At 36.3% G+C, this 15979-nt stretch carries 13 protein-coding genes; 7 read left to right on the plus strand and 6 right to left on the minus strand.

Annotated features, from left to right (window positions below; all coding sequences use genetic code 11):
• Positions 1 to 167: 167 nt before the first annotated feature.
• A complete protein-coding gene (locus K350_RS0122015; RefSeq protein WP_028981748.1) occupies positions 168 to 1295 on the minus strand; it encodes an LA_2272 family surface repeat-containing protein in 1128 nt (375 codons plus the stop codon).
• A 152-nt stretch (positions 1296 to 1447) separates the two neighbouring features.
• Here K350_RS0122015 and K350_RS0122020 point away from each other — a divergent pair, with 152 nt between their 5' ends.
• Entirely contained in the window at positions 1448 to 2959 is a 1512-nt protein-coding gene (locus tag K350_RS0122020) for a tetratricopeptide repeat protein (protein ID WP_028981749.1), read from the plus strand.
• A gap of 166 nt (positions 2960 to 3125) precedes the next feature.
• On the opposite strand, the gene K350_RS0122025 is transcribed toward K350_RS0122020, so the two are convergent.
• Positions 3126 to 4115 (minus strand): alpha/beta hydrolase, encoded by a 990-nt coding sequence (locus K350_RS0122025; RefSeq protein ID WP_028981750.1) that lies wholly within the window; start codon positions 4113 to 4115, stop codon positions 3126 to 3128.
• A gap of 241 nt (positions 4116 to 4356) precedes the next feature.
• On the opposite strand from K350_RS0122025, the gene K350_RS0122030 reads away from it, so the two are divergent.
• The 4 genes from K350_RS0122030 (at position 4357) to K350_RS0122045 (ending at position 9866) form a co-directional block, all read left to right on the plus strand.
• Positions 4357 to 5382 (plus strand): metal-dependent hydrolase, encoded by a 1026-nt coding sequence (locus K350_RS0122030; RefSeq protein ID WP_028981751.1) that lies wholly within the window; start codon positions 4357 to 4359, stop codon positions 5380 to 5382.
• A 281-nt stretch (positions 5383 to 5663) separates the two neighbouring features.
• Complete coding sequence (locus tag K350_RS0122035) at positions 5664 to 6962, plus strand: NAD(P)/FAD-dependent oxidoreductase (protein WP_028981752.1); 1299 nt, start codon at positions 5664 to 5666, stop codon at positions 6960 to 6962.
• 334 nt (positions 6963 to 7296) lie between these two features.
• Positions 7297 to 8619, plus strand: a complete 1323-nt coding sequence (locus K350_RS0122040; RefSeq protein WP_028981753.1) for an AAA family ATPase — start codon at positions 7297 to 7299, stop codon at positions 8617 to 8619.
• Complete coding sequence (locus K350_RS0122045; protein ID WP_028981754.1) at positions 8616 to 9866, plus strand: tetratricopeptide repeat protein; 1251 nt, start codon at positions 8616 to 8618, stop codon at positions 9864 to 9866. The genes K350_RS0122040 and K350_RS0122045 overlap by 4 nt, the downstream gene beginning before the upstream one ends.
• Before the next feature lie 69 nt (positions 9867 to 9935).
• On the opposite strand, the gene modA is transcribed toward K350_RS0122045, so the two are convergent.
• Together modA and K350_RS0122055 are read right to left on the minus strand one after the other, a co-directional pair.
• A complete protein-coding gene (modA, locus tag K350_RS0122050) occupies positions 9936 to 10700 on the minus strand; it encodes a molybdate ABC transporter substrate-binding protein (protein ID WP_028981755.1) in 765 nt (254 codons plus the stop codon).
• Positions 10701 to 10740: 40 nt separating this feature from the next.
• Positions 10741 to 11085 (minus strand): winged helix-turn-helix domain-containing protein, encoded by a 345-nt coding sequence (locus K350_RS0122055; RefSeq protein WP_028981756.1) that lies wholly within the window; start codon positions 11083 to 11085, stop codon positions 10741 to 10743.
• A 386-nt stretch (positions 11086 to 11471) separates the two neighbouring features.
• Here K350_RS0122055 and K350_RS29935 point away from each other — a divergent pair, with 386 nt between their 5' ends.
• Positions 11472 to 12575, plus strand: coding sequence for a M4 family metallopeptidase (locus tag K350_RS29935; protein WP_037576601.1), 1104 nt, complete (start codon positions 11472 to 11474; stop codon positions 12573 to 12575).
• Positions 12565 to 12870 (plus strand): protealysin inhibitor emfourin, encoded by a 306-nt coding sequence (locus K350_RS0122065; protein ID WP_028981757.1) that lies wholly within the window; start codon positions 12565 to 12567, stop codon positions 12868 to 12870. The genes K350_RS29935 and K350_RS0122065 overlap by 11 nt, the downstream gene beginning before the upstream one ends.
• Before the next feature lie 63 nt (positions 12871 to 12933).
• On the opposite strand, the gene K350_RS0122070 is transcribed toward K350_RS0122065, so the two are convergent.
• The gene (locus K350_RS0122070) at positions 12934 to 14820 is read right to left on the minus strand and encodes a PA14 domain-containing protein (protein ID WP_028981758.1); all 1887 of its coding nucleotides are present in this window, start codon (positions 14818 to 14820) and stop codon (positions 12934 to 12936) included.
• A gap of 142 nt (positions 14821 to 14962) precedes the next feature.
• Positions 14963 to 15931 carry a hypothetical protein gene (locus K350_RS0122075; protein ID WP_051313486.1) on the minus strand — a complete coding sequence of 323 codons (969 nt, stop codon included), beginning with the start codon at positions 15929 to 15931 and terminating at the stop codon, positions 14963 to 14965.
• Positions 15932 to 15979 lie beyond the last annotated feature (48 nt).

Consider the following 15979-nt stretch of genomic DNA (forward strand, 5'->3'; position numbering starts at 1 on the left):
GAGTTTTAAAAGACACTGAAAAAGTACCTCTTTAGAATTCCCTTTTTATTAAAAAATAGTAAGTGTAGTTAGTGAATGATTAAGTGTATGAAAAGACTGATTAATTAATGTTTAACAAACATACAAGGACTTAACAAAATTGCCATTTTGATCTTTGTGAACGACTCTTATTGCCAGTTTATAAGGGGAAGGCTCCTTTTTCCATTAATATTCCACAAACCAATCTGAACTCCTTTATAATGCTTGCATTTATTTACCAATGCAATCTGAAGCCCTTTTCCCACTGTGGATCTGTTTCTGACAGCAGCAATACATACCCCTTTCATGCTATATGAAAAATTGCTTATTCCTGAAATAGAAAAGCCATTGAGTTCATTGACCATTGTATTTCCTCCACCTATGTTTACTCCGTTAATTTTTGCCTCTAGCACAGAACCAAGCGCACTAATATTTAATCCATTTATAGATGTCTCCCATTTATTTGCAATGATATTATTATAATATTCCAGGCTATCTTCATGGGGAAATTTCTCTAAAAAGTTTGTAAGCCAAATCATCGCAAAAGGATTGATTTCTATTGCTACCCCTTTAACTATCAAAGAATCTTTTTCGTCGAATCCGATATTTTTAATGTTATCAGTCATTATACCAAATGCAACTCCGGCAACTTCATCTACTTCACATGGTGTATACCAGATACCTTTTTTCTTTTTATATATTTTGTTTTCTTCTTTTTGAATTGGCTTAAAACTGATACAACCCCAGTAATAATAGGTTATTCCGTTTTCTTCATACAGATAATCAATGCCTTGTGAAGTCTGGTAAGGAACAACTTCGTAAATCTTAGGGTCATTGCTATAGACTTTTATAAACTGACTTTCGATTCGGCAATTTGAAGAGTCTTTTATATACTGAAATTTATAATTATCAAAATGAATCTTATTATAAAGTCCAAGGGACCTGTCAGAAATAAGCTCCATGACTTCAAGCTCAGAGGTATGTATCGTAATTGTGTCGAATTCAAAAGAATTCTTTTTGGCATAGTTCTGATTAATTGCATTTGTAAAGCTCAATGTATCTGGCTTTATTTCAATTAATCTGCCCAGAATAGCTTCTCTGTTCTTAAATTTTATATTGTAAAGACAATTGGCATACAGGTAATATTCTTTTTCACCGAAAACGGAGGAGATATTAAATGAGTCCTTTCGAGCTAATTTTAATGACCAGCATTGATTGGCCTGGAGAGAAAAACAAATAGTGACTGAAAGAATGCAAATCAGAAAGAAGTTTTTCATAGAATATATCTTGTTGATTTATAGCAAAATTACCTGTTTGAAATTTTCAAAAAATCAGTTGATAAGCTTTCAAGGACTATTATTTTTGTATTGGACATTTGTAATTATTTGTATATTAGTTTATTATATGACCTTATGCGTGCTTGAATAAAATGGACCTTATCGTTGAAATTATTGAAACTTTGTCGCCAGACGATAGGAAGGATTTTTCAGTTTTCCTGAAAAGACATAAAAACATTAAGGACAGGAAAGATTTGGAGCTTTTTGATCTTCTTTCTCGAAAGGGAAAAATCAAAAGAGATGATTTGCTTTTAAAACTCTATCCGGGAGATAAAAACCTAGAGGCTTATCATGCCACCCGGAAAAGGCTTATACGCCAGTTGATGGAGTATCTTCAGCTTAAGAAAAAGAAAGGAGAAACTGTATCGGAAGGATATATCCTGAATCTTATTTCCACTGCTGAATATCTTTTGGATAATGAGAAACTTGAAGCTGCATGGAACATGCTGAAGCAAGCAGAAGAGCTGGCCAAGAAGGCGGAAAATTATAGTATCCTGAATACTATTTTCAGTATCGAAATTGAAAATTCTCAGCGTGAATCTGCTCCTGATCTTAAAATATTATTGGAACAGAAAAGAAAGTATCAACAACTTGCAATTGAAGATGATAATGCAAATATCGCAAATCAGCTCATTCGATACGAACTTAATAAGTCTTTAAGTACAGGCAAAGAGATTAATATTGACGCTATTATTAAAGACGTTTTAAAGCAATATGGCCTGGAAGATATTGTTATTCAAAGGCCAAGGCTTATGTACAATATAGTCTCTATAACACGCTCTGCAGTGCTGGCAGGCAAACAGTTTTATACTTTTGAACCATATCTTATTGCAAAGTATAATGAAATTGAAAAAGGTACTGGTTTTAACAAATATACCCATTTTTATAAGGTAAATTTTATGTACATGATAGCTCATGTACTGTATAGAAATAAAAAGTTCGAGAAGGCAGAAAGTTATTTAAAGCTTCTTTACGGAGGTTTGGAAGAATATAATAGAAGTCATTATTCTTTACTTTATCCTAAGTATGTGTTGCTATTAGCCGCTGTTTGCAATTATTCAGGAAGAAGTGCTGCTGCTATTGAGCTGTTGGAAAAGCTTGTGAATAACAAGAAAATAAAACTGAATACAGCTCAGTTATTGAATGCCTATCTGAATCTCAGTACATACTATTTCCAGCAGGAAGCCTATCAGAAATCTATTCGTGTATTCCAGAATGTGCAGCATAGCGATCAGTGGCTTATGAGGGTAATGGGATTTGAATGGGTATTTAAGAAAAATATCATTGAATGTATTAATCAGTTCGAGCTTGGGAATTCTGATATAGTTGAGCAACGTTTAAAAGGCATCGATAAAAACTTTAAGGAGTATTTTAATAGAGATTTATATAGGCGGGTGGGAGTGTTTTTAAGTCTTGTTAGAAAGTTAAATGATAAGCCTGATATTGCTACAACTAAAGAGTTTCAGATTCTCGTTGATAATTCCTTTGAGTTCATTGATATTAATCGGGAAGACATTCAGGCTATAACCTTTTATGGCTGGCTCAAAGCTAAGATGCAGAGAAGGAAGTACTATGAGGTGTTGCTTGAACTTGTTAAAAACTGAAAGGATGAAGCTTAGAGCGGAAAGCAAAAAGCTTAAAGTTAAAAGTTAAAAGTCGAAAGTTTAAAGTTTGGAATATATATGTCCGATTTACAGTAGATAATAGATTCAAACAGCAAAACTAAAGTCCCTCTCCTTTAGGAGAGGGACTTTTAGGGTGAGGTTTTTTTTATTTCAAAAACCTCTTTAGTTCTGCCGCAGCGTGTAATACAAGAGATTTTGTTTCAGGTATCTCTGCAAGACCGTTCAGCATACCAAAGTCATGTATGACGCCATTATAGCGTATAGTAGTAACTTTTACTCCGGCCTCATCAAGCTTACGGCCATAAGCTTCTCCTTCATCTCTGAGGATATCGTTTTCAGCAACCTGAATTAATGCAGGTGGTAGCCCTTTTAATTGATCTTTAGTTGCCTGCAATGGAGAAGTATAAATCTCTTTACGTTGCTTAGGATCTTTGGTATAGAGATCATACATCCACATCATCAGCGACTTTGTGAGGAAGCGTTGTTCTCCAAATTGTTTATAAGAATCTGTTTCAAAATTTGAATCAACTATAGGCCACATAAGTACCTGTAGTTTTATATGCGGTCCTCCTTTTTCTTTAGCCATCAATGTTGTTACCGTACTCATATTACCACCGACACTATTGCCCACTATGGCCATATTGGTGCCATCAACATTGATCTCATCTCCATGTTCGGCAACCCATTTAGTAGCAGCATATATTTCATTGATTGCCTGTGGATATTGAGCTTCGGGTGTACGTGTATAATTCACAAATACAGCCGCAAATCCTGATAGTACTACCAGATCTCTTACCAAACGCTTATGTGTAGGAAAATCTCCAAGAATCCAGCCACCGCCATGGATGAACATGAATACAGGCAGTTTTCCTTTAACACTTTCCGGACGCACTATATTCAAATCAATCGTGAAACCATCTGCTTTGATTGTTTTGTCTGTAACTTCGATACCTGAAAGATCTACTTTAACAGATTTCTGAGCTTCTACCAAAACATTTTTTGCATCTTCATATGAAAGGCTTTCAACAGGAGGACCTCCTGAATTCAATGCCTTTAAGAAATTTTTTACCTCTTTTGTTAGACGCGGATCAACTGCATAATCCTCTTTCTCTTTTTCTAAAATTGTTGTACCCATTCCCACTTAATTAAAATTCAACTTCACCTCTATGCCTTACTTTACAGGTAAAGCATATTCATTATTTAAACCTTACCTTAATTTTAAATGTTCTGACTTGATTTTTCTACAACATAATGTTCGGAGCTTCATCTATTTACCTGAGCGATTATTTTTGGAAATCAAAATAGGACTTAATTATGTTTTCATTTTTCTTAAAGCAGTTTATTTCCTTTATTTTGCAAGAGATTATTGTGGAAATATGGATTCAATAACTCAGATAGTTTTAGGAGCAGCAGTAGGCGAAGCTGTTTGTGGAAAAAGAGCAGGAAACAAAGCGTTGTTATGGGGAGCAATAGCCGGTACGATTCCAGACCTAGATGTACTAGCAAGCCCTTTTCAGGATCTGGTAGAAGAATTGACTTTTCACAGAAGTATTACACATTCTATATTATTTGCAATTGTTGTACCTCCACTGCTAGCATATCTATTGAAGGCAATTTACAAAAGAGATGCTACAACTTTGATGGACTGGTTCTGGCTGTTCTTTCTTGGCTTTACAACGCATGCATTACTTGATTGCTTCACTACATGGGGGACTAAGATCTTTTATCCTTTTAGCGATTATGCCGTTTCCTTTCATAATATCTTTGTAATAGATCCTCTTTATACTTTTCCATTTATTTTATGTCTTATGCCAGTTTTCTTTTATAACAAAGAAGATAGAAGAAGGCGATTGTGGACCTATGCAGGTATAGGCATCAGCTCTGCATATATGATGATTACTTTGGTGGAAAAGTTTGCTGTCAACAAGGTCTTTGAAAAGAATTATAAAGATCAGCATATATCAGTTATAAGATATTCGACAAAGCCGACACCATTTAATACCCTTCTTTGGAACGCAACAGCGGAAGTAGATTCCGGGTATTACATAGGATATTATTCTTTATTAGATACGAACACCATAGTAAAATTTAAATACTTTCATAAAGATCATCAATTGCTTCATAGCTATTTGCATGATGAAAAGCTGCAAACACTGATAGGAATTACCGAAGGATATTATACTGTTGAAAAACAGAATGGAAGTTATATCATTAATGATCTTCGTTTTGGGCAGTTGGACGGATGGGGAGAAGGAAAGGAGGCATTTACATTTGCTTATAAAATAACTCCTGACAATAATACTTTGAAGTTTTCTCAAGCACCCAATAACCTTAAAAAAGCAAAATCTTTGATGGGGAAATTATGGAAACGAATTTGGGGAGAAAAATCTCAAGCAGGCTGAGTATCCTATAGAATAGTTAGGGTAATAAATGAGGAGATTAATTTTGTATTGTTTTAATTTTTTGTTTGATTATAAAAGGAGTATATGAGTTTTATGCTATTAAAAATTAGATAATAAGCTGAGTCTGAAATACATTTTTTAAATGGATATTTTTAAGAAAAATAAGCTCAAATCCTTTTCGTTTTCATAGTATCATTACCTACATTAGGTGCATAGATTGAAGCTTTGAAGAATGAGCTTTAACCAGTTTTTTTGTTTTTGGAATTTAAAGATGTACCACTATGAATATACAAATTCCTGAAAGCAATCTTAAGAGAGTCGTGATTATCGGCGCCGGTTTCGGCGGGTTAGCCCTTGCACGCGAGCTTGCTTCCAAAAATTTCCAAATTGTCCTTATTGATAAAAATAACTACCACCAGTTCCAGCCTTTATTTTATCAGGTAGCCACTTCGGGATTGGAGCCTAGCGCTATTTCATTTCCTTTGCGAAAGGCATTTCAGTCTTATTCGAATGTTCATATTCGTATTACTGAAGTAAAAGAGATATATGCTCAGAGCTCTGAAATAGTCACATCTCTTGGGACTCTTAAATACGATTATCTTGTACTTGCTATGGGAGCAGATACAAATTACTATGGCAATAGATCAGTGATGCAAAAGGCAATGCCAATGAAATCTGTTGGAGAAGCACTTGCCATACGTAATACTTTGTTGCAGAATCTCGAAGATGCCTTATCTGTTGAAGACCAAAAGGAAAGACAAAGACTGCTGAATATTGTCGTAGTAGGTGGTGGACCTACCGGCGTAGAGGTTTCAGGAACTCTGGCTGAAATGAAAAGGACAGTACTACCAAAGGATTTTCCTGATCTTGATTTTTCAGGAATGAATATATTTCTGATAGAAGCAGGGAAGAAGGTCTTAGGTCCTATGTCTTCCATAGCATCAGAGAAGGCTACAGAATATTTAAAGAAACTTGGTGTAATTGTTCATACAGGAATTGGAGTAAAAGACTTTGACGGGGAAACTATTTATCTGAGTGACGGTTCTACTATTGAAAGTAAGAATCTCATCTGGGCTGCAGGTGTCAGGGCCAATAGTATATTAGGTATTCCTGAAACATCTAAGCACAAAAACGGAAGGATTATCGTAGATAGGTATAACAGAGTGCAGAGCTTTGAGAACATCTTCGCCATAGGGGATCAGGCTTTTATGGAAGAGGAGAAGTTCCCAAATGGCCATCCTCAGGTGGTGCAACCAGCAGTTCAACAGGCAAAACTACTTGCCAAAAATCTGGTGAATGGTCAAAAAGGAAAAGCATGGAAACCATTCAGCTATAATGACCTTGGTTCCATGGCAACTGTGGGAAGAAACCTTGCTGTGGTTGACTTGCCATATGTTAAATTCCAGGGCTTTCTTGCCTGGTTATTCTGGATGTTTGTCCACTTGATGTCTATCGTTGGAGTTAAGAACAGACTTTTGATTTTTATCAACTGGTTCTGGAATTACCTGACATATGATCAGTCGCTTCGATTGATTATGAAGCCTAAGGAGAAGGAAGTGGAGTTTAAAGCTGAAAGCTGAAAGCTGAAAGCTAAAAACGGAAGGCCAAAAGCTTAAAGTCCTAAAAAAGGATTTGGGTATGAGGTTTATTAAGTTTAATATGTTAAGTTATAAGTTTTAAAATATACAGAATAAAAATCTAGAAGCTTAAATCGGCTTTTAAAAATAACATAGGAGTGCTTTTAAGCTGTTTTAAAAGTTTCCTTAAATGGGAAGGATATCAATATCCTCAACGGAAGGCTTTGTAAATCAATTTTTAGCTTTAAGCTTTTTGCCTTCTGCTTTAAGCTTAAAGCTTTTTTGCTCTTTCCGCTTTAAATCGTTAACTTGAACTGATTTAAATTGAGAAATTTTTATGAGTGATGATATTATCGCTAGTTTGAGAGAAGCGTTAAATTTTTCTCCTGAAAACCTGCCATTAAGAATATACCTCGCCGAGAGTTTGCTTAAACTGAACAATTTTGATGAAGCTGAGAAAGAGTTTAAGCTTGTTTTAAACAGAGCATCTGACAATGCAAAAGCTAAAATAGGCCTGGCTAAAATCTACTTAAGTCAGGGCAATTTTTCAACAGGTATAGTAGTGCTGGAAGATCTGGTACATTCAGAAAATGCTGATTCTGAATCTTTACTTTTATTTGCCAAACTTCTTCTTAAAGAAAACTCAATAGAGGAAGCTATGAAATACTATAAGCGCGTGCTTGAAGTAAACCCAGCATTACTGGATGAGGAGCTTGATAGTCTTAGAAATCCGAATCACTATTTTGCATCTGAAGAAGATGATTTTGTGGCAGAAGTGGAGAGGAATTCAATGCCTGTTGAAAGACCAAAAATAACGTTCGAAGATGTAGGAGGGATGGACCATGTGAAGGAGGAAATCAAAATAAAAATCATCCATCCAATGCAACATCCTGAGCTTTATAAAGCTTACGGTAAAAAGATAGGTGGAGGGATATTGCTTTACGGTCCTCCTGGTTGTGGGAAAACACACCTTGCAAGGGCTACAGCTGGCCAGGTCGATGCAAAATTTATTTCCGTAGGAATAAACGATATATTGGACATGTGGATAGGAGGTAGCGAGAAAAATCTCCATCACCTGTTTGAAATGGCTAGGCAAAATGTACCATGCGTATTGTTTTTCGATGAGGTTGACGCATTGGGTGCCAGTCGATCAGATATGAAGCAATCTTCAGGGAGACATCTGATCAATCAGTTTCTTTCAGAACTGGATGGAATAGAAAGTTCGAATGAAGGGCTCTTAGTATTAGCAGCAACAAATGCTCCATGGCACCTTGATTCTGCCTTCAGAAGACCCGGAAGATTCGATAGAATAATTTTCGTACAACCTCCTGATGAAGAAGGCAGAAACGGCATCTTAAAAGTTTTGCTGAAGGATAAGCCGCTTAAAGACATAGATTATAATAAGATTGCAAAAGAAACCAAAGACTTTTCAGGTGCAGATCTGCAAGCGCTGGTGGACTTTACAATCGAAGAGAAACTGCGTGAATCCTTTAAGACTGGAATTCCCGAACCAATAGAAACAAAAGATTTACTCAAAGCTTTAAAGAAAGTAATACCTTCTACTAAAGAATGGTTTACAACAGCAAGAAATTACGCTTTGTATTCTAATGAATCCGGTTTATACGATGATATTTTAAAGTATTTAAATATTAAGAAATGATCTTTAATTCCAGCGAGAGAGCAAGGTTACTGATAGATCAGAGGCGGTTTAAAGAGGCGGAAGATGAACTTAAAAAATGTCTGTCTTCTGACCCCAATAATCCTGAAGTTTTTTCCTTACTTTGCATCTGCAAGTGGCACGAAGGTAAGTATGATGAAGCTGAAGATTTTATAAAAAGTGCTATAAGTCTTGCTCCTGCAAATCCTTATCTTCTATATATTTATTCTAAAGTCCTGCTTGATCAGGATAAGCTTGATCAGGCTGAAAAATATATTATAGAGGCTATCTCCATAGATCCTCTGGTGGCTGACTTTTTTGGATTAAGGTCCTCTGTTTTTCTGCAAAGAAAAAATTGGGAGCTGGCGTTGCACTATGCAAACAAAGGACTTGCCCTGGAACCTGATAATCTCACTTGTCTTAATATCCGTTCTACTGCGCTCTTGAAACTTGACAGAAAGCAAGAGTCTTATGATACCATTCATGAAGCGCTCCATTATGATCCTGAAAATCCGATCACTCACTCCAACCTTGGTTGGGGATTACTGGAGAAGGGAGATCATAAAAAGGCTTTGGTTCATTTTGGCAAAGCACTTCAAATAGATCCTGAACTAGAGTATGCCAAGCATGGTCTCGTAGAAAGTCTGAAAGCAAGATATTGGATATACAGAATATTTTTGAAATATGCTTTCTGGATTGGAAATATGAAAAGTGGTGCTCAGTGGGGCATTCTCATTGGATTTTTCTTCGGATCCAAGGTATTAGGTTTTCTTGCAGACAGGTTTCCTGCTTTAAATCCATTCATACTTCCTTTTATTACGCTGTATATCCTATTTGCAATATCTACTTGGATCATCCGTCCAATTACTAATCTCTTTCTGCGTCTCAATGTATATGGGAGGTATGCTCTTACGCAAACAGAAATCCAAACATCAAACTTTGTCGGTATATCACTATGTATAGGTTTAGCTTCTTTACTGATATATCCTTTTTTTCTGAATGATCTGTTGCTGTTTACAGGAATCTTTGGTTTGTCTATGATGATTCCATTGTCTAGTATGCTAACCCCTCCTAAAAAGAATAATAAGAGAGTTCTTGTCATTTATACTTCAATACTTGCTCTGATTGGAATTACAGGTTTATTCTGTTTCGCATCAGGACTGGAAATAGCGCAAACTATGGGGTATATATACCTGATAGGTATTATGGTATTTCAATGGGTCGGTAATGCAATGATAATAGGACGATAAAAAAACACAATCCGGCCAGAATAAGCTCTGAACCGGATTGTTTCCATCCCTGAAATAAAATCTTATATATTAGCTTACGCTGTAGCCATATTTTTTAAAAACACTTTTTGCCTTTTCTGAAAAGAGGTATTTATAAAATAACTCTGCTTCTTTAAAGTTTTGTTCTTTACTCTTCTTTAAAAGAACTATTCCCTGTGCAATAGGACTATAGGATTTTGCATCAAGTTCAATCCATGTACCCTTGTTTGTCATCTCAGGACTTAATACTACTGATTTGGCAGTAAAGCCAAGGTCTGCAGCCCGGGATATCACATATTGATTTACCTGGGAAATGCTTTCTCCATTCACAATCCTGGGTTCAATGGTTTTAAATATCTTATAATAGTTCAGCACTTCAACAGCTGCCTCCCCATATGGAGCTAACTTTGGATTGGCAATAGCCACTTTATCAAATTTGTCTGATATAAGTATGGCCTTTATATTGCTCTTTTCTAGCTTACTCATTGACCATAATACCAGGCTTCCATAAGCATATACTTCCGGTTTCGTTACAGTAAAGCCTTCTTTATATAATGCCTCCGGAAATTGCATATCAGCAGAAAGAAAGATGTCAAATGGAGCACCTTCTTTTACCTGCGCTGTTATCTTCCCAGACGAGTTTATAATCAACTCCAGATTAATGCCTGTTTCCTTTTCGAAATTTTTTTCAATTTCTTTCATTGCAAACTGGGCATTGGCAGCAACAGCCACAGTTACTGTCTTCTGCGCAAAGCTATTGCAGGTCAATATTAATAGAAATAGTATATGAATATTTTTTTTAAATATCATTTTCATAGAGCTATTCCTTTTTGGGAATAATGATAATTAAAAAAAATCAAAATACTATTTTCGAAGATTGTTCCTGAAGAAATTCATTAAATGCTCTTTCCAGATTGTCGAACTCGTGAATAGCCTTTTCTCCTTCTTCTGTAAGAAATGCTCCTCCACCTTTTTTACCCCCGGTTTTGGTAGAAACCAGTTTAATAGCCGACATTGTATTCATAGAGTCAATAAGTCTCCACGCGTGTCTATAAGCCATATTCATTGATTTGGCAGCTTGGGTAATTGATCCGTACTCTTTAATTTTTTTCAAAAGTTCTACTCTTCCGGAACCTAAAAAGGCTCCATCTCCGCTTTGAACCCATATACGGCCACTCACCAGATAGTCTTTTTTCTCCATCGTCATAGTTCTGTAAACATAATGAATAAAAATAATAAGTAAAAATACTTAATTTAAAATTAAGTAAATAATAAGTATAAATACTCAATTTTTGATTTGAAGGTTAAAGAACTCCAGGGAATGCTCTTGTTTGTAGTTTGTTATGGGATTGTTTTTTGTATTAAAAATCTGAATCATCTACTACGGATGAAGATTCTTCCGAAATTTGCTGACTGATGATCATTTTGATTTTTTTAAAGATGAGGAGATTAACTAAGAGGTTGAATATCTAAAAATAGCATTCCAATAAAAGTTCCCGTCCTCCGTCCCTTGAGGGATTCATAATGGTTTATCACAACAATTTTTAATCCTTGAGACTTAATTAATTAGGAACAAATTAATTGGCTATGTGTAATAATCATGATCCTAATCACAGACATTCAATTCACTGTATTCTTGCTCCGCATATTCTCAGGGCCATCGTAAAAAATGGCACTTCGGAACAAAGGCAGAAAGCGATCACTACTCTTGCTAATGACAGTACTTTCAGGGCATTGAGAAATTATACCAATGCTACTTTAGCAGGAACTGGTCCAGTAACTATGATTAGTCCGGGTAATAAACAGAGAACTATAATAGATGCTAAGAACTTGCAGAGCACAGAAGGAAAAATAGTGAGGTTTGAAGGTGATCCTGCTACCAATGATCCGGCTGTTGATGAAGCATATGATGGACTTGGCGTTACGTATGATTTCTTCTGGAATATATTCGAAAGACATTCTATAGATGATGAAGGTATGCCATTGCAAGGTATTGTACACTTTGGGAAAGAATACAACAATGCTTTCTGGGATGGTCAGAAGATGACATTCGGAGATGGTGATGATGACCTCTTTAAGCGATTTACAATATCTCTCGATGTAATCGGACACGAACTTGCTCATGGCGTCACGGAAGATGAGGCTGGGCTTGTATACTTTAACCAGGCCGGAGCTTTGAATGAATCTATGTCAGATGTTTTCGGTTCGATGGTGAAGCAATATAAACTTAACCAATCATCAGATAAAGCGGACTGGCTCATAGGAGCGGAACTCCTTTCAGACAAAATAAACGGGAAGGCATTAAGATCTATGAGTGATCCTGGCTCTGCCTATGATGATCCTGTTTTGGGAAAAGATCCTCAGCCAAAGCATATGAATGATTTTGTGAATACATTCGAAGACAATGGTGGAGTTCATATCAATTCCGGCATTCCAAATCGTGCATTTTATCTGGCTGCAACCAGCATAGGAGGCTTTGCATGGGAAAGAGCAGGTAAAATCTGGTATGAAACACTTAAAGATGCGAGATTAAGAGCAAACACAGGATTTAAACGTTTTGCAAATCTTACAGTGTACAATGCAGTAAGGCTATTCGGACAAGGAAGTCAGGAAGAACAAGCTGTACTAAACGCCTGGAATGAGGTTGGTATTAAAACATCAGTTAAAGAACCATTGCAATATGCTCATTGAATTTAAATCAGATGGAGGGATTGCTTATTTCCCGGGATTGAACAGATCCAAACTGATTAATACAGACTCATTAAATAATGAGGATTCAATGAAAGCTAGGGAACTTGTGCATAGGTGCAGGTTCTTTAGCATTTCTTATAATGAAGTTCCTCAACGAGGTGCAGATAGAAAAACATATACAATCTCTGTGACTGATGGTGATAATAAAAATACCGTTAGAGTTTCAGATCCTATTGAAGATGAAGCATTAGGTGAATTGATAGGTTTTCTAAATAAGCTAAGCAAGAAAATCTGAAGTGTTTTCTTAATAAGAAGAATCAACCTTTTCAACTATTCATTGAAAGGAGCTTTAACTTTTTTACCTTATCAATATCCTTTCAAAAAACATCTTATTACCAACTGCTACCTGAATAACATACACACCTGGCTTAAATCGTTCTTTAATAGGTAAAACTGTTCTGGCAGATGTTATATCACATGTGGTTTTTTCATTATACTGTTTTTTTCCTTTTGAGTCAAACACCGAAATATGAACTCGCGGATCATCCACGTAACCAAGTAAGCTAAGAGTGATAATGCCTTTGTCAGTAGGGTTCAAATAGGCGAGAATTCTTGCAATAGTATCTGCTCCCGAAGCTTGTATTAATTCTACATTTTCAGTTTCTTCATAAGGTGTAATATAGGGAGAAAGCCTATTGCCCGGAATAGGCCGTTCCAGTGTACCATCTGGAAGCCTCCAGCCTACAGAGATATGATCGATCTTCAGACTTTCTTTGTGAAGGGCTTCTATATAGTATTTTTTGCCACCTTCGAGATATATCCCTTCAGATTTTTGTTCGGGAAATTTTGACCATTCCTGAAAGAAAGAGGATGTAGGCACATGAGCTATTTTTGTCTTATGTTCAAGACTGTCATCTTTGCTGAGCCACAATTCTCCTTGCTCATCTGAAGCAATCCAGAAATGGTAGATTCCGGAAATTGGAGGATAAACATATCCGCTTATTCTCGTGCCATAGTTGTCCATCAAATTTTCTGGTCCCTCGAATTGGCTTATTAGAATTTTTCCATTAGGAGGTAACTGGTATGGTATTTTATCTACTGTTGTTCCTCTCACGCTGGTCCAGAATTCCCGCAGAATATAGCCTTTGTTCGAATACACATTATGTGTATCCTTGAATGATGTAACCATCGTAATCTCTTCAAGGTACTGATCGTCTGAATTATTACTCAGATCCTTTGATTCAAAAGTAAAATTGTTTGCCAGGACAGTATTTGCTTCTGGAACTGGTGTATAGACAGCTGTATATGCCATATTTTCATCAGGTGAAATTTTCGCCTGCTCTGATAAGCCTGCAGGCTCCCAGTGATCAAATCTATATCGAATCCCATCCATCGTTTGATCTGAAACACTACCGATAGTTCGATACATTCCTGCAATATCAGTAAAGCTATAGGGGGCGTCTACGATTGAGCCGTCCAGAGATATTTTTAATCCGGGAGGATTGGTTAGTAATTTAATCTGTACCTTTTTGGGAAGTATATCAACATATTTTGTATCTGTAAAACCGTCCTGATCTCTCACTGTTAATGACAGCCTGTAATAGGCTTTATCATCATAGATCTGTTGGTTTGGGACAATGAAGTAACCTTCTCTTATGCCTTCAGTTGTTATAATGGTTTTGAAGGATTGATCTTTTGAGTTTGCTTTATAATGAAATTCAAGCTTCCAAAGAAAGGAAGATTTGTTTAGTATACCATTTTCAAAATCATTTCCTCCTCCTAGAAACCTTATGGTATCTCCAATTCTAAATGTATTCCCAAACGTCGGATTAATAAGCATAGCATTGGGAGGAAAATTATCCGCAACCTCCAGCTTAACGGAATCACTCTTTATAGTACCGAAATCATTATTGATGTCGACAAGATAGTATCCTGTATCTTTCATCTGGACAATAGAAAGAAGCAAATTTCGGGATGTAGCTCCTTTTATGTTAATTCCGTTTTTTTTCCATTGGAAAGAGTATGGGGGCTTGTCTTCAATATCAACTGAAAACATTACATTGGAGGTCTTCGCTGCTCTTTGTCCTGTTGGCTGAAGTGTAATTTTGGGAAGACGATAGGCGGAATCAGTTAAATTGCCGGTATTTCCGGAAACATGGTCAGTGTATACTTTTATTTGTGCAGATAAATTTAATGTAATCGCAATAAATAAAATTGAAATCAAAGATGTTAACAGATACTTCATTTTGTCACCATTATGAAGTAAAAAACCATAGGAAATTGTAAAAGTTAAGCAGCTGTAGGTAGCTAAGGGAAAGGCTTTAAAAGATTTTATTTCTTAGGGAAAAAACTAAAACAGGCAAATATAAAGTAAAGTAAAGTGAAAATTAATATCTGCTGGTTATCTCTAATATAAAAGCCTGAAGGTCTTGATTCATAAGTCTGGTAGATGCCTGTACTTCATTAAGCATACTTGACCTGGTTCGAAGCATGCCTTTGGTATAGGTTCCGCCCGACCCAAAGAGAAGTTGCTTTTCCTGGTCAGAGACTTCAGAACCTTCTGCTTCAAGTTTTAACTCCTTCCATCTGTGTTTGATATTATGTACTATGGAAAACTCATGTGCATTGCTGAAAAAAGGTTCGTTGAGGAGATACCAGATAGATGGAGGAAAAACTTTAGAATTTACCGGTTCATTCCAGATCTCCGCAAGCAAATTTCTTTTATGGTAATATTTAACTTTAGTCTTAAAAATTAATATGCTAAGCCCGAATGAAGCACTTATCACTCCTCCACCGATTGCAACTGCGTCCTGTTGTGTATCATTTAGTTTTTCGTTTGCAAGGGTACCTGCAATCGCTATTAAAGCCCCGGAGGTTATGGAGAGCACAGTTAATATGCTATTTCTTCTGTTTTCTCGCTCTGTAAGATAGTCTGCCAGTATTTCTGCCCTTTCACCTTCGCAATCCAGTTCCGCCGCAATGCTTTCAATTTCAGTGGAAATGAGCATTACCTGAGTAAGTACAGTATTTTTAGAAGCAATATATTTAATTCTGATAGAGTCAACAGGGCTCTTATCGTAAATTCTCCTGAGACTGTCCAGGGTTAACAGTTCTTCATATACTCCTGCTGCATTGGCAACCAGTAGGGTGTGAGCACTAAAGGCTCCTGTATTCTTTCCACTCAAAACTTCCTGTGTAGGCTTAGGATAAAGTGTTGAACCATAGTGATAAGTAATTGCGGGTGAACAATATCCGGAATCAAAATGACGGGCCACTTTTTTGCTTTTGGATCTCACACAACTTGCTGAAATTAAGAAAAGAAACCCAAGCAGAAGTAGAATTTGTCCCTTGAACATTGTTTTAAGCTTATTTTAAAAAATAGCATTACAATTCTGATACAAGGA

Origin of the sequence: Sporocytophaga myxococcoides DSM 11118 (genome assembly GCF_000426725.1) — a bacterium.
In the GTDB taxonomy this organism is placed as follows: Bacteria; Bacteroidota; Bacteroidia; order Cytophagales; family Cytophagaceae; genus Sporocytophaga; species Sporocytophaga myxococcoides.